General features: G+C 27.8%; 22 protein-coding genes. 5 read left to right on the forward strand and 17 right to left on the reverse strand.

Translation table 11 applies throughout. From position 1 onward, the window contains the following. Positions 1-47 precede the first annotated feature (47 nt). Positions 48-452 (forward strand): DUF1842 domain-containing protein, encoded by a 405-nt coding sequence (locus ACSIGC_RS03070; protein WP_442266692.1) that lies wholly within the window; start codon positions 48-50, stop codon positions 450-452. Between the two features lie 74 nt (positions 453-526). Here the strand turns inward: ACSIGC_RS03070 and ACSIGC_RS03075 are convergent, their stop codons facing one another. From ACSIGC_RS03075 to ACSIGC_RS03125, 11 genes are all read right to left on the reverse strand, one after another. After that, complete coding sequence (locus ACSIGC_RS03075) at positions 527-1,270, reverse strand: LytR/AlgR family response regulator transcription factor (RefSeq protein WP_442266693.1); 744 nt, start codon at positions 1,268-1,270, stop codon at positions 527-529. 82 nt (positions 1,271-1,352) lie between these two features. Further along, complete coding sequence (locus ACSIGC_RS03080; RefSeq protein WP_442266694.1) at positions 1,353-3,080, reverse strand: tetratricopeptide repeat-containing sensor histidine kinase; 1,728 nt, start codon at positions 3,078-3,080, stop codon at positions 1,353-1,355. Further along, on the reverse strand, positions 3,080-3,598 hold the full coding sequence (locus tag ACSIGC_RS03085; RefSeq protein ID WP_442266695.1) for a hypothetical protein: 519 nt from the start codon (positions 3,596-3,598) through the stop codon (positions 3,080-3,082). The genes ACSIGC_RS03080 and ACSIGC_RS03085 overlap by 1 nt, the downstream gene beginning before the upstream one ends. 127 nt (positions 3,599-3,725) lie before the next feature. Beyond that, a complete protein-coding gene (locus tag ACSIGC_RS03090) occupies positions 3,726-4,448 on the reverse strand; it encodes a hypothetical protein (RefSeq protein ID WP_442266696.1) in 723 nt (240 codons plus the stop codon). 95 nt (positions 4,449-4,543) lie between these two features. Continuing rightward, positions 4,544-6,973: a TonB-dependent receptor family protein gene (locus tag ACSIGC_RS03095; protein ID WP_442266697.1), complete on the reverse strand. Its 2,430-nt coding sequence runs from the start codon at positions 6,971-6,973 to the stop codon at positions 4,544-4,546. Continuing rightward, the gene (locus tag ACSIGC_RS03100; protein ID WP_442266698.1) at positions 6,948-8,315 is read right to left on the reverse strand and encodes an HTTM domain-containing protein; all 1,368 of its coding nucleotides are present in this window, start codon (positions 8,313-8,315) and stop codon (positions 6,948-6,950) included. Before ACSIGC_RS03100 ends, ACSIGC_RS03095 begins: the two co-directional genes overlap by 26 nt. A 57-nt stretch (positions 8,316-8,372) precedes the next feature. Beyond that, positions 8,373-9,479 carry an imelysin family protein gene (locus ACSIGC_RS03105; RefSeq protein WP_442266699.1) on the reverse strand — a complete coding sequence of 369 codons (1,107 nt, stop codon included), beginning with the start codon at positions 9,477-9,479 and terminating at the stop codon, positions 8,373-8,375. 107 nt (positions 9,480-9,586) lie between these two features. Next, positions 9,587-10,813: a DUF4856 domain-containing protein gene (locus ACSIGC_RS03110; RefSeq protein WP_442266700.1), complete on the reverse strand. Its 1,227-nt coding sequence runs from the start codon at positions 10,811-10,813 to the stop codon at positions 9,587-9,589. An 88-nt stretch (positions 10,814-10,901) separates the two neighbouring features. Further along, positions 10,902-12,461 carry a bifunctional metallophosphatase/5'-nucleotidase gene (locus ACSIGC_RS03115; protein WP_442266701.1) on the reverse strand — a complete coding sequence of 520 codons (1,560 nt, stop codon included), beginning with the start codon at positions 12,459-12,461 and terminating at the stop codon, positions 10,902-10,904. A gap of 16 nt (positions 12,462-12,477) precedes the next feature. Next, complete coding sequence (locus ACSIGC_RS03120) at positions 12,478-13,296, reverse strand: hypothetical protein (RefSeq protein WP_442266702.1); 819 nt, start codon at positions 13,294-13,296, stop codon at positions 12,478-12,480. A 9-nt stretch (positions 13,297-13,305) separates the two neighbouring features. Continuing rightward, the gene (locus ACSIGC_RS03125; RefSeq protein ID WP_442266703.1) at positions 13,306-14,175 is read right to left on the reverse strand and encodes a hydroxymethylglutaryl-CoA lyase; all 870 of its coding nucleotides are present in this window, start codon (positions 14,173-14,175) and stop codon (positions 13,306-13,308) included. A gap of 150 nt (positions 14,176-14,325) precedes the next feature. Between ACSIGC_RS03125 and ACSIGC_RS03130 the strand changes: the two genes are divergently transcribed. Genes ACSIGC_RS03130 through ACSIGC_RS03140 form a run of 3 tightly spaced genes read left to right on the forward strand, consistent with a single transcriptional unit; the run spans position 14,326 to position 16,479 of the window. Continuing rightward, positions 14,326-14,886: an RNA polymerase sigma factor gene (locus ACSIGC_RS03130; protein ID WP_442266704.1), complete on the forward strand. Its 561-nt coding sequence runs from the start codon at positions 14,326-14,328 to the stop codon at positions 14,884-14,886. Beyond that, complete coding sequence (locus tag ACSIGC_RS03135) at positions 14,883-15,413, forward strand: hypothetical protein (protein ID WP_442266705.1); 531 nt, start codon at positions 14,883-14,885, stop codon at positions 15,411-15,413. Before ACSIGC_RS03130 ends, ACSIGC_RS03135 begins: the two co-directional genes overlap by 4 nt. Further along, on the forward strand, positions 15,400-16,479 hold the full coding sequence (locus ACSIGC_RS03140; RefSeq protein WP_442266706.1) for a hypothetical protein: 1,080 nt from the start codon (positions 15,400-15,402) through the stop codon (positions 16,477-16,479). Before ACSIGC_RS03135 ends, ACSIGC_RS03140 begins: the two co-directional genes overlap by 14 nt. Before the next feature lie 3 nt (positions 16,480-16,482). On the opposite strand, the gene ACSIGC_RS03145 is transcribed toward ACSIGC_RS03140, so the two are convergent. Beyond that, the gene (locus tag ACSIGC_RS03145; RefSeq protein WP_442266707.1) at positions 16,483-17,148 is read right to left on the reverse strand and encodes a lysoplasmalogenase family protein; all 666 of its coding nucleotides are present in this window, start codon (positions 17,146-17,148) and stop codon (positions 16,483-16,485) included. A 34-nt stretch (positions 17,149-17,182) separates the two neighbouring features. Here ACSIGC_RS03145 and ACSIGC_RS03150 point away from each other — a divergent pair, with 34 nt between their 5' ends. Beyond that, positions 17,183-17,911, forward strand: coding sequence for a head GIN domain-containing protein (locus ACSIGC_RS03150; protein ID WP_442266708.1), 729 nt, complete (start codon positions 17,183-17,185; stop codon positions 17,909-17,911). Here the strand turns inward: ACSIGC_RS03150 and ACSIGC_RS03155 are convergent, their stop codons facing one another. The 5 genes from ACSIGC_RS03155 to ACSIGC_RS03175 form a co-directional block, all read right to left on the reverse strand. Beyond that, positions 17,912-18,517: an alpha-ketoglutarate-dependent dioxygenase AlkB family protein gene (locus ACSIGC_RS03155; RefSeq protein ID WP_442266709.1), complete on the reverse strand. Its 606-nt coding sequence runs from the start codon at positions 18,515-18,517 to the stop codon at positions 17,912-17,914. It abuts the gene before it with no gap. A gap of 7 nt (positions 18,518-18,524) precedes the next feature. Continuing rightward, positions 18,525-19,724, reverse strand: a complete 1,200-nt coding sequence (locus ACSIGC_RS03160) for a hypothetical protein (RefSeq protein ID WP_442266710.1) — start codon at positions 19,722-19,724, stop codon at positions 18,525-18,527. A 62-nt stretch (positions 19,725-19,786) separates the two neighbouring features. Continuing rightward, positions 19,787-22,237: a M1 family aminopeptidase gene (locus tag ACSIGC_RS03165; RefSeq protein ID WP_442266711.1), complete on the reverse strand. Its 2,451-nt coding sequence runs from the start codon at positions 22,235-22,237 to the stop codon at positions 19,787-19,789. Between the two features lie 127 nt (positions 22,238-22,364). After that, positions 22,365-22,940 (reverse strand): DUF4252 domain-containing protein, encoded by a 576-nt coding sequence (locus ACSIGC_RS03170; protein ID WP_442266712.1) that lies wholly within the window; start codon positions 22,938-22,940, stop codon positions 22,365-22,367. A gap of 83 nt (positions 22,941-23,023) precedes the next feature. Then, positions 23,024-23,548, reverse strand: a complete 525-nt coding sequence (locus ACSIGC_RS03175) for a DUF4252 domain-containing protein (protein ID WP_442266713.1) — start codon at positions 23,546-23,548, stop codon at positions 23,024-23,026. Between the last annotated feature and the right edge of the window lie 35 nt (positions 23,549-23,583).

Genomic DNA, 23,583 nt, shown 5'->3' on the forward strand with positions numbered 1-23,583 from the left:
TTCAGATTATAATTTTAAATTAACTAACCCGAAAACCAAAACTTAATATGGCTACTTTAAAAGAACCAAAATCATTACTCGACACTTCTTATCTTGCTAAAGGAACTATTGGAAATGTAGGAATGCCTGGAGCTCCAATAGCTCAATACTCCTTAGTTGTTTCTACTGAACAAGAAACCGTATCTGGAATTGTAGAAATTACTCAAGCTATTGATAGCCCTACAATTAAAGTTAATGTAGCTGGGAGATTACGACATACTGGCTATGGTAACATTACACAAATTATAGATTTAAAAGGTGAATATGTTGTTTCTATGACTCCTCCTGCAATAGGTAGTTATTTGGAAAAATTTGAAGCGTACTTAGATGTTGATAATGATTGGAATGGAACAGGTGGTTTTTCCTTTGGTTTTCAGAAAGTGAATAACGTTCCTGTAAAATCAGTAAAGTAAAAATAATTTAGGGGATTATAAATTTTAAGGTAATACTTGGAGATACTTATTTTCCTTGTATTACCTTATTTTTTTTATCTAAAAATTGTATTATCTCTAATAAATGCGTTTTTGTACCGTTCACTAAAAGGAATTTTTTCTAAATTATTTAGAATAATCAAATTATCTTCTAAATAAATTTCTTTAATACTTCTAATGTTAACTAAATAATTTCTGTGTACTTGTCTGAAATTATCATTATTCAACATTTCCTTCAATTTCACTAAAGATAACTTTACCAAATACCTTCCTTCACTACATTGTAAATTACAATATTTTTCTTTTACATCAATAAAGTTGATTGAATCTACATCTACTTTAACAACACTTCTTTTATGTTTAATAAACAAGTATTTTGGACTTAACACTCCATTATCATCTCCAAAGCTTATACTATTATTTTGATGATAACAAGATTCTATAGCTAATTCTAAAGAATACAACAATTCTAATTTATTGTATGGCTTTAAAAGATACACCAATGGATTTGTCAATTTAGCTTCATCAAATATTGCTCGACTTTGCATACTTGTTAAAAATAAAAAAGGAACATCTATTCCTTCTTTATTTAAACGTTGAGCAAATTCAATTCCTTCTGGTTTACCATCGATCATAATATCTAGAATGATAACATCAAAGAAACGATTTTTAATTTCACTTTCAGCTTCAGCAAGATTTCTAGCTCTTGTAATATTATATTCATGCTGATGTAAAAAATCGACTAATTCTTGTGCTTCTTTATCTAAATCTTCTAATAATAATAATCGAAGGTTTTTCATGTAATAATGATTTATACTATAAAAGTATAAAAAAGTTGATAAACTCTAGTTTGTTAATCACAAATAAAAGAAAGTTATTTATTTATTCGTTTACAATTGGCAATTGAATCGTTACTTTTGTTCCTTTACCAACTTCACTATCAAAAGATAAAATTCCTTTATTCTTTTTAACTAAAGTTTGACATAAGATTAATCCAAGTCCCACACCTTCAGAACGATCTATCTTATCGATACTTACACCTTTTAAAGCATTAATTTTCTCTAATCGATCTTTAGGAATTCCAATTCCTGTATCTTGAATAGATACATAACTGTAATTTTCATTATCTACACCAATTTCTACGGTGATTTTACCTTCTCCGTTCATGTATTTTACTGCATTATCTAAAAGATTACGCAATACGATCTTTATAGATTCTCTATCAGCATTTACAATTGAATTTTGAATATAATTTGTGGAGATTTCTATAGCATTAGCTTCGATAAGATTTTCGTAATCATATAAAACATGTTCAACAATTGGTTTTAAAGGATACGCTTTTTGCGCGAAAACCATTTGATTACTTTGCTCTAAAGACCAATGCAATACATTGTTTAATAAATGACTAGTGCTTTCTGTAACTGTAATAGCTGTATTATTTGCTTCTTCAATCGCTTCTAAATTATTATCAGCGATATGTTTTTTTAATTGTTCATGCTGATATTTAATCGTATTCATTGGAGAGCGTAAATCGTGAGAAACTACAGAAAAAAGATAGTTCTTGGTTTTGTTTGCAATAGCTAAATCTTCTTTTTGCTTAGTAATTAAAACATTTTGTTTTCTTAGTTTAGAATAGAAAAAACCTAAAGCTCCAATAAATAACATCAAGCCAGAAGCTCCAAAAAGCAGTCCACGTTGAACTGCTTCTTTTTGCTTTATTTCAGCTTCTTGCACTGCTATTTCTTTATCTTTTTGAGCTACCGTTAGTTTTTTATCTCTATCGGCTAATTCTATAATTCGATCGCGATTCCAAATAGAATCTTTCCATTTATTATATTCCTGATAATATTCTACACTTTCTTTATAGCGTTTACGATTACGTTCAATAACCGCCATATTTTGTGCTGTTAATTGTTTTAGGTCCAAATCAGAAAATGATTTTGCCATTTTGTAAGCATCTTCAAACAATGGTATTGCCTCATTATCTAGATATTGTTGGTAATAAATGTTAGCTAAATCAATTTTGGTTCGAATAAGAGAGCTCTTATCTTTTTTATCTAATAGAAATATCTCTTTATCAAAATATTTTTTTGCTTTATTATAATCTTTCATGTGGATATAACAAACTCCTATATCATGAAAAGCATTACTCCTTATTATACTATCAGTTGTAGATTCAATATTATTTTCCCAATCCAAATAGTATTCAATAGATTTCTTATAATCTTTTAAATTTAGATGTAACCAACCTAATTTTAAATTTTTTAGATTTTTAAAATCTGATTGATTTGATATATTATCAAAGTTATTTAAAGCTTTCTTAAATATTTTTTTGTTAATTGCACTAACACCTTGTATATAATTTAGAATATCCTTTTCTTTTTGTGAATCAGCTGTGAGTATTGCTTTTGAGCTAAAAATATAACATGAATCATAATTTGATTTAGTATAATAATCAAAAGCTTTACAAAAAACTTTCTTTTTAGGGGAATTACATAAAACTTTAGAACTATTTAGTAACTTATTATACTCCCCTATTTTTTTTGAAACATTCTGAGAATTGACTACATTAATGGATATAAAAAAGAATAAAAAAAATGAAAATTTCATTATTTTTTTGGAATTGAAGGGGCAGTTACTGTTCCTCTACTTAATTCTGGATCTAAATCACCTTGGGCTAAGAATAATACTTCAAAATTACTATCATCATTTACTGTATAATTAAATTCTAATGCATAAACTTCACATTCGTATGAAGAAGCTCCTTGAGCATCAAAATCATAACAAACTGCAAAAGCACGAGTTGTAAATTCTGTATTAGTTGATTGCACCATATCCGCATTAGTAATATCCTCAAAATTAGCTAAAACAACAGTAGCACTTTCTGTTGTTCCTTTTAAAGGCACTGCTTGTGCTGGTGTAAAACCTGAATAATTTCCTTGACAAAAATCTGTTACTGACTTTGGAACTAAGGTTCCTGTTGGAATATAACATAAAGCGTAAACAGAGTAATTGTTGTTACCGTTACTAAAAACTGTTACTGCAGGATAGTTTGAATTTGGATTGTAATTTACTGTTGTGTTTAATTTAGTTAACACTGGGTTTGCTCCTATTGTAATAGATGCCATAGTTTTTAAAATTGTTTGATTAGAAAGACTAAATCTACAATAAAAATTGAAAAAAAAGTAATTTTTTCATCAATCTAACCTAAAGAAAACAATATTGTAACGTAAATTAAAGAATCACAACAAATTATTAAGATACCTTATCGTATTTACTTTGCCAAATATACTTGTTGAAATTCTTACCTAAAGAAACTCCCCATAATAAACTTAAACCTACGGCTCCTTTGAAATAGAATAGAAATAAAACTATAAAATAACTGATAGAGGAATGTTCTCTGAAGAAAAAAGTGTGTGTTGCTATTGAAAACAAAAAGCATAAAGCTAATAATGTAAATATGAAATTATCTAAATCTTTTATAAACCAAAATTTAAGCTTTCTGAGTGGATGTAAATCATTACCCCATTTATGAATTAAATAGTAATAACCATTTCCCATAGGTGCAAAAAGCATTGGATCATCTGCCTTTTTTAATCGAAATAATATTGAAGGTGCAATTATTTTAAAACCTTGAAAATTTGTATTATGAGTTCTCTCTAATTCGTGTATTTTGGTAATTGTCTCTTCAGGAAAGTCTCCTTTAAAAAAACTCGTATCAAGAAAACGAAGTCGATAATCAATACATATTTTTCGTATTTGTTCTATGTGAAAAATAGCATTAGAATCAACAAAATCAATATCAAAACGATTTGTGTTTTCTATATCACTTTCTTCTTTTAATTTATCTTTTGTAGCTGTTCTGGCTGCATCTAAATCAGAGAAAATTTCTTCTATCCAAAAATCTATAGAAGAATTCTTAAGTTCTTTATTTCTTAATTTAAGTAATTTTTCTTTTAAATTAACCGGATGTAACATGATAACTATCTATTTACCATAAAAATACAACAAAAAAACCAGCGTAAGATCACACTGGTTTTTTCGGTTTTATTTAGAAATATTCTAAAGAATTTTTAGAATTTAAATTGTAATGTTGTGTACCAATTTCTTGGTGCAGAAGGAATAATTCCTGGCCCTGGATATCCTGTTGCTCTTCTTGTAAAATACACTTCATTTAAAGCGTTATTTACACCTACTTCTAATTTTAAGAATTTATATGTGTATGAAGCTGAAAAATCTAAAATACTATATGCAGGAATTGGCCCACGAACAGCATTAGAATTATCTGGTGTAGCAGAATTATTAGCATCGTTGAATTGTTCTGATAAATATGAATATTGAACACTTGTAGTAAAATCCTTATATCCAAATTTTAATCCTGTTTTTAAATTTACATCTGGTACAAATTCTACTTTGTTACCTTCAATATTATTTTCTCTTGAAGAAGTGTATTCAGAGTTAATAAAAGAAGTATTTATAAATGTATTTAAACTATAATCGTTTGATAAACTAAATACTTTTTTAAGATTAACATCTAATAAAGATTCCACACCTATAATTCTTGCTTCACCAACATTTGTTCTTAATTGACCAACAGTATTTAAAGGTGGAATTGTAGTTGTAAAGTCTCCTATTCTATTATTATAAAATAAAGCGAAACTGCTTAAGTCGTAAGAAATGAATCGGTTTAAGTTTCCGCGAACACCTAAATCTATTGTAAAACCTTTTTCGTCTTCTAAATTTGGATCTACTGCGTTAGATGGATTTACAATGTTTACATCGGAAAACGTAATAGAACGATAGTTTTGTGAAACATTACCGTAAACTTCTAAAACATCATTCGGTTTATAACTTAAACCTAATCCTAATAAAACAAATGAGCGGCTTTTAGTAAGATTATCTGACTCTTCTACTGTTCCGATCGGATTTCCAGCAGCATCTGTATTTACACGTCTTCTAAAACCATTACTTCCTGTATTAATGTATTCGAAACGAAAACCTGGGGTAATAGAAAATTGATCACTTACATAAAAAATATTCTCTCCGAAAACAGCTATATTTTCATTCGGATTCTCAAAGTTTGATTGAAATGTGAAGTTCGGAAATTGATCTAAAGCTGAACTAAAATTCGCATCACTTCCATCTGTCCCTGGACCTTGAATAGATGTATTATCTGCTTTATAATATTTAGATCCTAATAAGTAAGTTGCTTTCTTTCCAAATAAAGTATATCGATCTAGAAAGCGAGCTTCAAAACCAAAATTATTAAAATCACTACTTAGTAATTCTCTAGCTCCTAAATTGTCAGGTAAATCAACTCTCCTATCTCTAAAACCTATAGCTTTTCTCGAAGCATTTAAACCAAAGAAACTGAATGTAAGTTTTGTGTTTGTAGAAAAATCATGAGTATATTTTAGGTTATATAAAAACCAATCTACATTAAACCAATTTCTTTCTCTATTACTTTGAAAAGGATCTTCAGCAAACATTCTGTCCGTTAAACCACCAGCTTGTTGTGATAAATAAGTTAAATAGGTTACTTCACCTTCTATCTTAGATTTATCGGAAATTTGATATCCTAAATGAGTGAAAATGTTTTTTGAATTAAATCCTGAATTTGGTCTGAATCCATCTCCTTGTTTGTAATTATAAAAAGCATAATAACTTAATTTGTCTGATGTACCTCCAACACTGGTAAAATTTGTAAATAAATTAAAACTCCCTAGTGTACTTCTTGAAACAATTTCGAAAGGTTTATTTGGATTTGGCTTCTTCATAACGAAGTTGATTAATCCACCAAATTGAGTTCCATATTGTAAAGAAGCAGCTCCACGAATAACTTGTATTTCTTGAACTCCTTCTGCTGCTGGTGAATAATAACTTTCTGGATATCCTAAAACGTCTGCACTAATATCATAACCATTCTGACGTGTATTAAAGTTTGAAGTTCTATTTGGATCTAAACCACGACCACCAACATTTAATTGTAAACCAGCATCATCATTTTCAAAAATATTTAAACCAGCGACTTGATTATACAATTGTCTGGCATTATTTGCTGCCAAATTTGCTGTTGATTCTGTAACTAAAATAACTTCTGTCTTTTTTCCTGCATAAATAGCTGTACCTTCAACATCTTTAAGTCTTTTTAGTTCGAAAGCTTTTCTCTTTTTAGCTGTTATTTCTACTTCTGATAATTCTTCAGAAAAAGAAGCTAGAATGATATTTACATTCTCGTTTGCTATTAATTTTTTCTCTAAAAGCTCATATTCGTCTAAATAGAAAATAACTTGAATTTGCGTTTTATTTGATGTAAACTCAAACTCCCCTTTGTTATTAGTTTCTGTTAGTACGTTTCCTGAACTATCTAAAAGCTGTACTTTTTGTAAAGCTTTTTTATTCTCATTTGTAACCGTTCCTTTGTAGCGCTGTTGCCCAAATGCGCATACTGAAACTAGAAATACTATAATAAAACAACTATAATCCTTTAATCTTAATCTCATTTGTAAAAGGTAAAATCCAATATTTATGTTTGAAACTGTTTTTTTCTTTATATAAATCAACTTTAGCATCTATAAAACGTTCGCTAGAACGTCCGTTTAATGCCACATAAGAGTCTGCATATACTTCAACATTCTTGTGCCCTTGTTGCGTAAAATGATCTCCTAAAAAGTGAGCATATTCTATAATAAAATCAGGTTGAAAACTCATTTGTTTTTCCTGAAAAGAGGTTAAAAAATCTGTATTGTCAACGTAAAAGAATTGTTTGGTTTTTCCATCAACAATTTTAAATGTGGTGTATCCTGCTTTTTCCATTAACATTACACGCCAAGAGAATCGATATCCTTGTTCTGTCCAAAATAATTCCCCAGGATACAATAAATATCTCCATGGCAATAAAAGTTGTAAAACTAGAAACACACTAACAATCTTTAAAGTAAATGTTCTTCTAAATTGAAAAATTTCAATTTCTTCTATGTTATTTGTTTTTAATCTTAGCTTACTTTTTATGAAAGCAATTATTTTTTCATGAAAAGATGCGCTAAAAAATATTAGCGTAGCAACGATCATGATATAAGGAAACATTCCTATCGGAAATAAAATCCTTGTAAATACATGAAAAAGAACAACTAGGAAAAACCCAATAGTTCTTGTTCTTTTAAATAATAATAAAAAAGGTATAGATAAATCATAAATAGCTCCACTCCAACTCATAGCAAAATGAAACCATTCTTGTTGCATTAGATTATTTCCAATTAAAGGCAGGTCGTATTTAGAAGGTAGCCATATTTTTAAAGGTTGTGCCCTAAACAACCAATCGGAATTTAATTTGGCTAAACCAGCATAAAAATAAACAATTCCTAAAAGGAGTTTAATACTATCGATTGTCCAATTCGGTATCGTTTTGTATGATTTTTTATTGAAATAGTTATCTAATGAAAAAGTTGCATTTGCAGGTAAAAAAATAAGTAGAAAACTAAGAATACTTATAAAATAATAATGATTAAGATAAGTTGTCTTATCCATTAATTCGATATAAGTAAAACTTAAAAAGAAAGTAATTATTGACAATCTATACTTATAACCTACAGCAACTAATAATGCTGAAATTCCGCAAAGAATAAAGAGAAAGTAAGTATAATTCCCTAACGGTTTAATCCAGCTGAAGCCATAAAAAGAAAAGAAAAACTTAGGTTGAATATATAATTTCTCTATCCATCCGTTGTACCAAAACCTAATGATACTGATACACATTAACAACCCGAAAAACAAACGGAAAGTTGCCAAAGGAGCTGCACTAGTCTTTTTTAATATGTAATTATTTAAAGTCAATCTCTTATACACAAAAAACTGCCTGAGTTAACAGACAGCTTTTAATATTATACTTAGTAATTTATATTTTTAATCTCCATCAGCATCAACAAAGTCAACACTTACATTAAATACCTGTAACATATCTACTTTTAACAGTACAACTGCTTTTTGTAATTCGTCATATGCTTTTAACATTTCTGTATTATTAGAACTTACTTGATTGAAAAAATTATCATCTAAAGTTTCAATTTGTGTTTTTGCTAAATTCAACTGATTTTCTATATCTGTTGCTAATGTTGATTTATTCAAGCTAACTAAATAAGATTTAAAACTAGCTCCATTTGTACCAATATAACCGTGTCCAGTGAAAACATCTTGTACAGATTTTAATCCTTGTAATGCTAATTTTTTAGAAATATCTTTCTTATAAAAAGCTTCAACTTTTTCTGGTAAAGCTGTATTAGAAAAAACTCCTCCAGGTATCCCAAATTTATTTGCTCTTAATCTTTTTTCGTAGTAAAAAATAAAGTCATTTACTAATTTATTAAGTGCACTAGTTGCAGTATTAGAAGTACTTGAAATAAACTGAGTTCTATAACTTCCTTTCCAATCTGATACAATATCGCTAGCTATAGTACTCATTTTTTCTACAATATCATTTACATATTTTTTATATCCTGCAGCATTTACATCAGTAGTAAATTTTTCAAGTATTGCTGTATCATCTGCTCCTATAGCGTTAAATAAATAATCTAAAGCTGGTAAACCTTGAGCATCGTGATTATTTGGACTATTAAAATCGTAAGTTCCATTTGTAATGTTGCTTTCAATATCTGCAACAGTTACTGGAAAAATATTAAAATGGTTTACAAACTGTAATTCTTCAGCCTTACCAATATCGAACATTGAAACACTTTGCCAAATCATATATGTTGACTCCCAACTTGATCTAACCTGATTTAATGTAGTGACATTTGGAGTTGCAGTAAAACTAATAGCATCTGTTTTTAATTGAGCTAACCTAGTTTCTAAGGTTTCAAAAGCAGGAATAATTGTGTTATCTGCTAGAAAGGTTAACAAAGCTCCTCTATCGAAATTATCTGTATTATTATTATCCCCAGGATCTTGTGAATTATCAGAACAAGATAAGATTAACAAGAATGAAATGAATAGTATGGAATATTTTTTAAACATATAAAAAGTTATTTCTATTTATTCTAAATAAAACTCCCGCAAAGATAAAAAGTAGCTATGAATCTAGCTACTTTTTATAAATTTATTTTTATTTAGAATAATTTTAATTAACTACCTGCTTGAGCAACAGTAAAATCAAATTTATCTGCAATTGCATCAGAAATTTCATCAAGAGTAGCGTTAGTTACATCCCAAAAACCATTTCCTTCTAATAATTTGTTTGTGAAACCAGTAATTTCAGTAGTTGTAAAATAAGGAGCATTAGTAGAAGTATTACGTGTAAAACGTAAAGACTCTATAAAACCGAAGCCTTCAGATAAATCATGGAAAGCAGAAGCTTTATCTGTTGCTAAAGTTAATTTAGCTTGTTGTAAATAATATACAGCTCTAATTGCTATGATTTTAGAAACTTCATCTCTAATGATTTTAGCTTGTGCTTCTCTTTCTGTATAATTTTTTACAACAATAGCTTGTCTTCCTTTTTTGAATGCATCATATATTTTCTTAGATATACCAGTAAAGTCTGTGTCTCCTTCTACTCTAGAAACATACTTACTTAAAAAGCTATCTGCATTATATTGTGGGTTTTCAGCATTATCTGTTCCATATAAATAACCAAAAGCTTCATCCCATTTATGTTCCATATTAGTGTAATTCTTATCTGTAGCTAAAACTTGATTATCATTATCTGCTACATTAGTTCCTTCATCTAAAACAAGAATACCTAAATAATTGTTTAACATTTGGTCTACCATTAAGGCTCCAATTAAAGTTTTATTAATTGCCTGATTTAATTCTAAACCTTTTCCGTTTACTAAACGATTAGATCCACCACCTGCTTCTTGAATTCTTCCAGCAACACCTTCAGCTGCGTTAGTATTCCAGTTAGGAAAAACTACGTCAACTTGCTCTTTAATCCATCCATCAAATTTTTCTTTGATTGCAGTTCCTTCTACAACATTTGAAAAGAAATAATCTCTAGAAGCTGCTGTTTTACTTCTAATACTTTTTGAAGAAGCATTTAAATCAGTATTAGAAAAATCTGCATTTCCTTCTACATGAGCAAACATACCATCTAACATTGCTTCAGTAGTTGTAGGAATTGCTGTACTTGAAGGGTCATTTTTTAATGCACTGATAAATTCTTCAGCCATTTTAATTCTAGTAGTTTGTCCTGAGTAACTTACTGAAGTACTACCATTTCTTTCGAACTTATATGTATCTGGAGCGACTACTTCTGCATCAGGATTATCAGGAATATTATTGTTATCATCTGAACAAGAAACAAACAATAAACTTGAAACTGTTAAAGCAGATAAAAAAACTTTCTTCATTTTATTAAGACTTATTTTAAATAATTTAACGCAAATATAAGATACGTTTTCATCTAAACAAATTTTATTTAGATTTATTTAAAATAAATTATTTTGACTTTAAAAACTCAATAACAGCTTTTCTAACATCAATAGCAGTTTCGTTAGATTTAGGTTCGTAAACATCTAATACTTGAGGGTTAGAATTCTTTAAAAAAGGAATATCGAAACCTTTTAATAAATAATCGGAAGTAGCAATAGTGTAATCTTTATTAGGGTCTATCTTTTGTTCTTTAACTAACCAAAAACCACTATCATTTCTAGTTACATTAAAACGTTGTAAATAAGCACCTGTACCCGAAGCTTTATCACCAAATTCTAATACTTTTTCTAGTAAATCTCCCTTTAACTTAACTTTTAATACTGGACCTCCGTAAGGAAGAACTCTAAATATATCTACAGCATTAATATTTCCTTCTAAAACATCGTCTATTCGAATAGATCCTCCATTTACAAAAGCACAATCAATATTCTCATTTCCATAAGATTTACTCATAGATTCTGCAATAATTTTACCCATATTAGTTTGTATTGATCTTATGGGTGTATCTCGTGCATCAAGAGGAACTTTGGTTTTATATATAATTTCTTCAGGATTGGCTATAACATCCTTAATTTTTATATTTAATAGATTTTGCCATTTTTTAACAACAGAGTTCACGTCTTCGTCAACAGGAAAATTATCGTCTATAATTTTTAATTCAGACTTAAAATTTAATTCTTTAGTATCTGTATTAAATTCAAAACGATGTATATATACTGTTTTTGCATTAGCATCTGCTTTAGCAATATATGTATTTCCTTCTTTAACATACATATTGTTATGCTCGTGCCCGCCCATTATCAAAGGAATATTAGGTAATAATTTTGCTATTTCTTTATCTTCTTCAAGCTTTACATGAGTTAAACCTAAAATAAAATCGACCTCATCTTTTAATTCATTATAAGTTCTTTCAGCTTCAACATACATATCTGAATAAGAAACATAATTTCTTGGATTAGAAGGAATACAAACACTAATAAAACCTATTTTAACTGACTTCTCTCCTATTCTAAACTCTTGAATATAAGTTTCATTTACTGCTTCTTTTTTTCCCTCTATAACTTTATGAAAAAAGTGATTTTTTCCATTTTCTTTATGAAAAACATTTGCACTTATCCATTCAAAATGGCTTTCATTTAATCTATTTTGTAGATCATTATAACTTAAATCAAACTCATGATTTCCAAACGCTACTAAATCAAAATTCATAGCATTCATAACTTCCACCATTTGCTTACCACGAACACGTTCACCATCTACTTTCATTGTTCCTAAAAGAGAAGGGTTTAAAAAATCACCAGCTAAAACTAACATTGAGTTTGGATTTTCTTTTTGAAGTTGTCTGTAAAGAGCAGAAACTCTTGCCATTCCTCCATATTTATTTCCTTGAATTGGCGCTATTTCGTAAACATCATTCAACTGTAAAATTGTAAAATAAATATTATTATCTTTCTTTATAAACTTAAAATCCTGAGAAGAAGTCAAAGGATTTGATATAGATTTACATGAATTTAGAAATACAATACAAACGATACTGAATTTCAAATAAAAAGTAATACGCTTCACAGCAATTGATTAAAAATTATTCGTATTTTTTTATGTTTTTTCTAATCACTTTTCTGTAGTATACAAGTTCTTCAAACTGATAGAAAAAATTAATTTTAAGTTCTGAAACTGTTTGAGGATTTTCAATTTTTTTTCCTAAAACAAAAGCAGTCCAACTTTCGGCAATATCTTCCTCTGGACTCTCTGCTGCATAATCTGTAATAAAGTCATTATAATTATCTTTATATAAACCATACAATTTCTCTAAACAACTTTTTTGTTCTGTATAACAAAAATTTCTTTGAATATAATCCCATTCTTTAAGTAATGTCCCATCCCAAAATTCTTCAACAAATTTATTAAGATAACTTCTTTTATTTGTTATACCTTCAATAGTTACATAAGGTTCATTTGGTCTTTGATTAGTTTTTTTTCCTGGTGTAATTTGTGTGTGATTTAAAGTAAGTAAATGGCCAAACTCATGAACTAATGTATAAATTGATTGATTGATTCTTGTTTTATCTTTACTTGTAAAATCTACATCGATAGGATCTATAACTAGTTGCCATTCCGTATTTTTATCATTTAATGCACCTAAAGCACCTGTTTTTTCATCTTCACCATCTGTCATTAAAACAAGTCTTTTTATATATTTTTGTGTAATTCTTTTAGGAAAAATACTATAAAAAACACTCCAGTTGTAACGTGCTATACTTGTTTCCTCATCATTGCTTTCAATAAAAATTCCATTTCTAATTTCCCAAGAGCCTAGAGTCTGACTGTCTCTATCTGAGGGATCAGCAATATGCGGCGTTAAAAAACCAATTAAGAATGTTATTAAAAAACTAAATTTCATTTATCTAGACTAATAATTATGATTAAAAACGTCTAACACTTTATTATAAGAACTTTCAAAGCTCATTGGTTTAATATTAGTTTCAATCTTATTGGCAGTAAAATAAGAAAGCATTTTCTCTGTGGGCATATTTCCAGTTAAATCATCTTTTGCCATTGGACAACCTCCATAACCTTTAATAGCGCCATCGAATCTTCTACAACCTGCTTTGTAAGCGCTATCAATTTTTTCAAACCAAGTAGTAGGTGTGGTATGAAGATGAGCTCCAAACTCTATATTTGGGTAACTTGGGGTTAGATTTGAAAATAGATAGTCAATAACATTTGGGGTTGAACTACCGATCGTGTCAGACAAAGATACGATTTTAACTCCCATATTTGCAAGTTTTTCTGTCCACTTTGCGACAATTTCTACATCCCATGGATCTCCATAAGGATTTCCAAACCCCATAGATAAATATGCCACTACTTTTTTATCATTTTTTTGCGCGATATTTAAGATATCTTTTAAAACATCTATAGATTCAGCTATGGTTTTATGTGTATTTCGCATTTGAAAGTTTTCTGAAATAGAAAAAGGATATCCTAAATAATCTATTTCTTGAAAAACAGAAGCATCATTAGCTCCTCTTACATTAGCAACTATAGCTAACAACTTGCTTCTAGTAGAAGATAAATCTAACAAATTCAACACATCTGCTGTATCCTTCATTTGGGGTATTGCTTTTGGAGAAACAAAACTTCCAAAATCTATAGTATCAAAACCTACTTTTAACAATGAGTTTATATATTTTGCTTTAACCTCTGTAGGAATAAAATGACTTTTTATTCCTTGCATGGCATCCCTTGGACATTCTATGATTTTTACTTCTTCAATCATTATGCCAAATATAAATATATTTTAATATTAATTCTTTAATCTAGAATGTTAAATAGTAATGAAAAACATTAATTATTTAATTTTATAAAAATTTTTAAAAAAAGTGTAACAATGAAAATACAACTAAGTCTTTGAAGTATAATTTAGAAATTGAAAACACCAGATCTACATATTAATCAACTACTAAAACGCTGTCAGAAAAACGATTCATCTGCTCAAAAGGAAATATACAAATTGTATTATAAAGCGATGTATAACTCAGCATTTAGAATCTTAAAAGATGAATTTGAAGCAGAAGATTTGATGCAAGAAGCTTTTTTAACAGCATTTACTAAACTAAATAGTTTTAAAGGAGAAGTAACATTTGGTGCTTGGTTAAAACGAATTGTTATTAATAAGAGCTTAACTCAATTGAAAAAAAACAATAGATATCAAGAGGTTAAACTTGAAGTAATACCAAATCAACCTGAAGAAAATGATAATTTGAATTATGATAATTTAAATATTAAAGATGTTTTAAGTGCTATTCAAAAATTAAAAGATAATTATAGAGTTATTCTTACATTAAATTTGATTGAAGGATATGACAACGAAGAAATCATGCAGATCTTAAATTATAGTAATGAAAATGTTAGAACAACAATTTCTAGAGCAAAAAAGAAATTAAAGGAAGTTTTAAGTAAAGATATTAATAGAATTAATGTAGTATGAAAGATAAATTCGATGATTTTTTTCTTAATAACGATTTCGATATAAATGAACCTCATTCGGGACATGAAGATCGTTTTTTAAGAAAATTAAGTAGACAGCAGAAAAGTAGAAGAAGAATTTCTTGGACATGGATGAGCGCCGCAGCTTCTATTCTACTATTAGTTAGCTTTTTTCTAGGAAAATATACAACGCAAGAAAATCAAGTGCATTCTATTTTTCCTGAAATGGCAGAAACAGAAACATTTTTTGTAAACACTATAGCACAAGAATTAACGGAAATAGAGAAATATAGGAATATTGAAACTGAATCTATTATTGAAGATGCTTTAGATCAAATTGAAGAATTAGAAGATCAATTTCAAAATTTTAAAAAAGATTTAAAAGTAATTGGTAACGAAAAACAGGTTATTAAAAGAATGATAAATAATTATCAACAGCGTTTACAAATTTTAGAACACCTTTTATTTCAATTAGAATATATAAAAAACCCTAACAAACAAAACGATAACAACAATGAATTTATATAAAAATATACTAATCTTATTTTATTTGGTTCCTTCCTTAGTATTTGCCAACTCTATTAAGAAACACGAAAAAACAAAAACTATTAGTAAAAAATTCTCGGTTAATAGTAATGCTACTTTATATGTAAAAAATAAATATGGTAATGTGAATGTTACTACCTGGGATAAAAATACTATTGAAATTGATGTTAAAATCACTGTTAAAGGGAATGATATAGATAAAATTGAAGATAAACTTGATGCTATTCGAATAAATTTTGAAGCTTCAGAAAACTTAGTTGAAGCTAGAACAATTATTGAAAACACAAAATCTAGCTGGAGTTTTTGGGGTAAAAGCAACAACATAAATTATAAAATTAATTATTTTATAAAAATGCCTTTAACTAATAACGCTGATCTAAATAATAAATATGGAAATATTGAATTAGACATCATTAAAGGTAAAACAAATATTAATTGTGATTATGGTTCTATTCAAATTGAAAAGTTATTAAACTCATCAAATTCAATCTCTCTTGATTACTGTGAAAGCTCTATCATACAATACATGAAATCGGGAAGTTTAAATGCTGATTATTCAAAAATTACTATTCAAGAATCAGAATACATAAAAGTTAACGCAGATTACACTTCTGTAAATATTGGTAAAGTAAATGATGTAGTTTTTAATTGTGATTATGGTAGTATTTCTATTGATGAAGCTGAAAATATCGATGGAAATTCAGATTATGCTAGTATGCGCATAGGAACTCTAAGAAAAAATTTAAAAATAAACACAGATTACGGTGGCTTAAAAGTAAAAAATTTAATGTCTGGTTTTGAAAACTTTACTGTAAATGGAAATTATGCTGGAATTAAAATAGGAACCTCAAGTAATAACAATTTTAGCTTTATCATTAATTTAAGTTACTCTGGTTTTAAATACCCAGAGAAATATGTAGAAACACATAAAGTTGTAAGAAAAACTACAAATAAATATTACGAAGGAGTTTTCGGTAAAAGAAAATCAAACTCTAAAATAAATATCAAATCAGATTACGGAAGCGTTTCTATACGATTAAACGATTAATTGTTACCTCTTTAAAATCATTGATCTAAAAATTAAATATCTACCAACATAGTACATCAAATGATAAATCACTATGTAATATGGACTAGGGCTTATATAATTAGAAATAGCTGTAAGCACATCTGCTACGGGAAAAATTAACACACCTAAAAAAAAATATAAAGCTTTAGAATTATTTTTAGTCAATAAATTTAAAAAAGCAAATAAAACAAGAGATATAGATACAATTCCCATAGTAAAAACTAATAATTGTACATCGTTTACATATTCATAAAGTATCAGATAAATCATTGAAAATATAAACAAAAAAGGAATTGCATAAAGCAAAAGCGTTTTTAAAGAATGTTTTAAAATAGAATGATATATTATGATAATATATAAAAATCTATTTAACACTAATAGAAATAAAGCTTCATGATAAAAGTGAGCTTCAAAAACAAAAAGTGAATCAGAAACTATAGAAAATAATAAAATTACGACATACCAATAATTAACTTTTGGAGTAGTTTCTAAATACAAAAAAGATAAAGACAATAAGGCTGCGAGTTTTACAGCAAACTCAAAATTCAAATCTTCTATAGTTACAACGTATAAAACTAAAAGAGAAGCTAAAATATATAACGTTGTAAAAAGTGTAACATTTTTCTTATTTGTATGTCTTTTTCTCAAATGGAAGTATTAATTGTTTAAAAATAAAAAAAAAATGAAAAAATTACTATTAACCTTATTTATTTTAACTGTAACAACAAACCTTACTGCTCAAAGTTGGTGGAACTCAAAAAAAATTAGAGGAAATGGAAAAATTACAACAGAGAAACGATCTGTAGGAAACTTTGACGATATTAATGTTGGGGGTTCTTTTGATGTTGTTCTTGTTGATGGTCGTGAAGGAGAAATTACTATTGAAGGAGAAGAAAACATCATTCCCTATATTATTACTGAAGTTAGAGGGAATACATTAAAAATAAAAACAAAAAAAAATACGAATTTAAGATTCAATAGAAAATTAACAGTTACTGTAGCTTTTGAAAAGATTGATGGAATAGGACTTGGAGGATCGGGTAATGTTCGTTCAGAAAAAACTGTTACTGGAGAAAAAGTTAGTTTATCTATTGGGGGATCTGGTAATATTAAAGCAAAAATTAAAGCAAGTACTTTATCAACATCTATTGGTGGATCTGGTAACATTAGAGTATCTGGTTCAACTAACAATTTTAAATGCTCTATTGGTGGGTCTGGTAATATTAAAGCTTACAATGTAACAACCAAAACTTTAAAAGTGAATGTTGCTGGTTCTGGAGATATAGAAGCTACAGTTAAAGAAAAAATTAAAGCTACTGTTGTTGGTTCTGGTAGTGTTTATTACAAAGGAAATCCAAAATATATTGATACACATTCAATGGGATCAGGAGACGTAATAAAAAGGGATTAACTATCTTATTATTGTTCTAAAAGTTAAGTTTATTCTTGGACGGTGAACTTTTTTAGTTGGTGGAAGACGATGTAACCAATGTGTTTGTGTTTCATCTTTCATCACCAATAACGAACCATGTTGAAGTATTTTAGAAACTACTTCCTTGGTTCGTTTATGTTTAAATGCAAATTTTCTTTCAGCACCAAAAGTAACTGATGCTATTGCCCCATTCTTTTTTAAATCTTTTTCTCCGTCACTATGCCAAGCCATTCCTTCTGAACCATCATGATATAAGTTCAATAAACAAGAATTAAATGTTTCTTTAGTAATAGATTCTATAATCTTTTTTATTTCTAATAATTCGTTCGTAAAAGGCAATGCTACTTTGGTAATATTCGAATAAGAATATTCAAATTCCTTTTCACCAAACCATGCCACTTTTCTTTTAGTTGTGATTAATTTTCCAAATATTATAGCTTGATCTTGTTTCCAAGGAATCCTATTCAATAAATAATCATAATAAATATCTGCTTCTTTTTTCTTAAAAGCATGCCCATAATAATGAACTGTACCTCCTTCTGGAAGTAAATTTACTAATTGATTCGTCTGTGAAAAGAGATCCATATTTAATTTAGTCTCTAAATTTATTCCTTTTAAGTATATTCTTTAATCTCAATTTAATATCACTACCTGTGTCATATATCATTTGTTCGTTAGAAGGAAAGTTTACATGTTCTTTTTTTGTTAAATTAAAAAAATCCTCTTCTAAAGCACGTTTATCTCCATCATAATCTGCATAAAAGTGTTCAAAAACAAATTCACTATTTAAAGGAAATTCATCAAGTAATTGTTTATTTATATTATCAATATATCGAACTACACCTACTACTCTACTAGTTTTATATTGTTGATATTCATAAAATGTACAGCGAACAGTTTTATATACATCTTTTTTAATTTTTCTACCAGAACTATCTTTTACATAATTTCCTTTATCATCTTTTACATATATATACCCGGTCTTTATTTCTCTTTCTTTAATTAACTCTTTCTCTTTTATTTGTTCAGGAGATACTTCAATTCTTATAAAACTTAATTCTAAATCAAAATCATAGGAAATGTTTCTTATTTTTTTTGCATGGTAGGTTGTCCAAAAATCATTTAGTCCATATGTATCAATAGCTAATAAGTCATCTTCTAATCTTCTTGGAATTACTTGATCTGTTTCATTAAATACCTTTATAAAAATATAATCTATCCCTTTTCTATGTGCTTCCTCCATATAAGAATTTAACTCCTTATAATTAGGATACATTCGATTAATATTTTCAAATTCTTGATATGCCTCCCTATATTTCAATTTATTATTCTTTCCTTTATCAAAAACAGAAACAGCATTTACATATAAATACTCAGTATATTTTTCTTTAACTTTTATAATTTGATCATCATAATTAACTAAGTTAAAAACAACATTTTTATTCGTATTTAAATTTTTTAATGGTAATAGTGGTTTTATCCTTTCTTGCCTATCATTTAACGATAAATAAAGATTATAAATTGTTCTTAAATTACTAGGTCTGTTTTCTTTATTTAAAAATGAAATCTTAGCTAAATCTTTATCAACAGCTTTCTTATATGCTTCTTGTAGCATAATTATATAAGGTTGATTTTTCTCTTTTGCTTTATCTTTTTTTAACTTATTAATTGATAGAGAAATTGCTTTTTCATAATCTCCTGAATTAATGGCTTTTTGAGTAGATTTTATGCTATTACAAGAAGTAAGTAAAAGAAGTAAAAATGCAATTAAAATGAGTAGTATTTTGTTCATAAACTAAATTTAATTCTGACTTATTTCCCAAAAGTAATGCCAAAAAACAAATATTACTCAACTTATTTTACTAACCTAGTTAAAGCTTCTTTAATAATACCTATATTTTTTTGTTCATTAGGTTTATTAGCCGCTTTTTGAGTTTGAACCATATTGCGCATTAACTCTATACCTACATTATTAAAGCCATATTGTTCATATTGTTTTCCTTTAGAAACAATATCATTTACTAAATTTTGAATAGCTTTTGAATTATTACTTTTTGTAATTTTCTCATATGCTTTAGTATACAAACTTTTAATATTTTTATCCTGACTTAAATACATTCCTGTAATTACATTACCAGCTATAAAAGTTAATTCACTCTCGTCATTTTCTTCTAAATAAATACGAGTTAAAGGTGTTGCAATTACCTTTTTAACTCCTTCAGAAAGTTCTTTAGATTTGGTGTAAGCTAGTTTTTTATCTATATAATACAATGCAACCAAAGCATTACCAACCACTGAATATGATGGGCTATTTAATGCATTTTCAAAAATAGGTTTTAATTCAGGTTCTGTTAATTTTCCTAAAGTTTCAATAGCAGCTGCCTGAACAAGTGTTTTTGAGTCATTCACAGCCATTTGTTTGATTTTATCGATAACCTTACGCTTACTATATTTATTAATTAAATTAATATTTTGAAGTGCTAAAATTCTCAATTTATAGAAAGGATCATTTAAAACACCTGCTATTGCATTAAAAGATTTATTATCGATATGTTGAGACTTTGCAACTTCTAATAATGCTTCTCTTTTGTGTCTATAGTTTTTTGCATTTTTCAACTGAAAGATATAATCACTTAAAATTTTGTTTTCACTAATATCACATAACAAAACACCATCTGCATTAATTTGAACTAACTTTGGTTGTGTTGTATAAGATAAATTAAAAGATGTCTCTTTTCCATTTACAAAAACAGTATGACGTTTTACTTTATTTTTTTCAAAAACATCTATAGTTAAAGGAAATTGAAATTCTTGATCTTGGGTTTGATACACATTAACAGTAACCGTTTTTCTTAAATCATTGTAATCGTAAGAAATATCTAATTTAGGGTGTCCTTTTCCGAAATACCATTGATTAAAAAACCAATTTAAATCTTTACCTGTAATGCTTTCTAAAGCTAATCGTAACTCATGAGCTTCACCTGTTCCGTATTTATTATCTGTTAAATATTTATTTAAACCTTCAAAAAAAGCTTTATCTCCTAGATAGTTTCTTAGCATATGTAAAATTGCTCCACCTTTATTATAACTAACAGCATCAAACATATCTTCTTTATCATCATAATAAAAACGAACCAAATGTTTATCTGGATTATCTCCTAATTTATATGCTTGAATATCTTCAAATAAATGTGCCTCAGCCTCATCTTTACCGTATTTATAATCTAGCCATAAATATTCACTATAATTCGCAAAACTTTCATTAACTGTTAAATTACTCCAACTTTCTGCAGTTACTAAATCACCAAACCAATGATGAAACGCTTCATGTGCAATTGTAAGTTCTTGTACATTTTGATCTATTAATTGCCCTGGAGTTTGATATGCTTTTTCTCCATGAATAACAGCTGTAGTGTTTTCCATAGCACCACTTACATAATCTCTACCTACGATTTGCGAGTATTTATCCCACGGATATTCAATTCCTGTAATTTTAGAAAAGAATGCCAACATCTCTGGTGTGTTTCCAAAAATATCTTTTGCATAGGGAACATATTCTTTTTCTACATAATAATCTACTGGAATATTTTTGTAAGCATCTTTTATGATTTCATACTCTCCCACTCCTATAAAGAATAAATAAGGAGCATGTTTTTGAGTAAAATTCCAATAATCTGTTCTTGTTCCGTTACTATTTTGAGTTTGATTTTCCAATTTTCCATTGGAAAGAGTTTTATATTTTTTTGGAACTGTAATATAAATCTCTTGTGAAGTTTTTTGATTAGGAGCATCTATAGTAGGAAACCAACAACTACTTGCTTCGGTTTCTCCTTGTGTCCAAATTTGAGTTGGTTTATTTTCATCTTCTCCTTTAGGATTAATAAAATATAAACCTTTTACCGATGTTATTGCCTTACTTCCTTTTTGTTTTACTCTTTCTGGTTGTGCAGTATATTTAATATAAACCGTTAGTTTTTCATCTCTTACATAAACTTTAGGTAAACTTATTTTTAAATTATAACCATCATACTTATATTTTAAATCTACATTATTTAATGTAACCTTATGAATCAACATTGCTTTGGCATCTAACTCTAACTCATTAGAACTATAAAAATGAGGCTTTACTGTAATCCAAGCTTCACCATTCATTGTTTGTTTCTGAAAATTAAAATCAACTTTTAATTTCGTATGTTCTAAGTTGAAAATCTTATCTCTCTCGCTCCTATATTCAGATAAACTTTGTGAAAATCCTTGATAAATAAAAGAACTACATAGTATAAGCACCCAAAAAATATTCCTCATAAAACTTTATGTATTTGATCAAAAGTACTAATTAAATATTGTATTGCTGTTAATGGCTAGTTAAAACAAAACACCACAACATTTTCAAAAAAGTTGTGGTGTTTCTAAAATCATTTTATAAGAAAGTTTACTCAATAGGATCTACTCTTAATTTTTCTGTTTGAAATTCTCCTCCGAACATATCTTTTATCATTTCTAATTCTTGTCCTTCTTCACTCTTTTTGATATTTTGGATCATACTTATTATTTTATTTGGATTCATATCTTCTCCTAAAACTCTAGCGACTCCAAATCCAAAATTCTTTGCATAAACTACAGCAACAATCTCATCAATTGCATCTGTATCTCCAGAATAATACACGGTAGCTCTCCCTCTTTTATCATTAGCTCTAAATAAAGATTTATAATCTGTATTTTTCATGATTGTTTTCAACCTCTTATTCTCTAATTTTAGTTCTTCCTCCGTAGCATTCTTCTCTGGTAAAAAAGCTAAGTTTAACTTTTTTATACTCTGAAAAGTTTTTTGATCTTCTTCTGAAGTATCTTCAAAAAAAGAACCTAGCATACTTGTAGAAACATCTAATCTTGTATAACTCGTATTATCTTGAGATTTAATCAAATACGTTTGTAAACTTTCTTCATTCTTACAGGAAACAATGGTAAATACAATAGATAAAACTGTAAACAATAATATTTTTTTCATAGTATACTTCTTATAAATTAATTGATAAAAACATAGCCTAATTAAAGGCTATGCTATGTTTTATTTGTAACAAACTGAAAAAATTATTCAGCTTTTTTTTGATAGTCGTTAGCTATTTTAGATAACTCATTCATATTAATTTCTCCTGTTAAAGAAATGATTGTTGAAGATGGTAAATTTTCTTTACCTCCTTTAATTCTATCATTTTTATCTAAATCTTTTACAAACATTAATACTTCACTAACAATATCTTTATTTTTTGTAGCTTTTATATAAATCTTTACTCTAGATCCTTTATCCTTAATTCTCATTAACTGAGTTAAATTAGAATTTTTTATAGCCTTATTTACCATTTTTTCCATGTCTGCAGCAATACTTGCATTTTCTGTAGAAAACACCTTTAACTCCTGAAGGCCTTTAGCTGTATTAAAAAATTCCATTTCTTCAGATTGAGAATCTGGAAACTTACGAATTAGATCGAATAAATCTTTAGTTACAACTACTACAGATACATCTTCTAAATCTTCTAACTTATCAAACATAGAAGATTGACTAAATCCTATATTAGATACAAAAGCTAATGCTAATAATATGATTACTTTTTTCATGATATTTACTTTTTTGACTTGGTTTTACTTTGTTT

This window comes from Tenacibaculum aquaeponti (genome assembly GCF_052084715.1).
GTDB lineage: Bacteria > Bacteroidota > Bacteroidia > Flavobacteriales > Flavobacteriaceae > Polaribacter.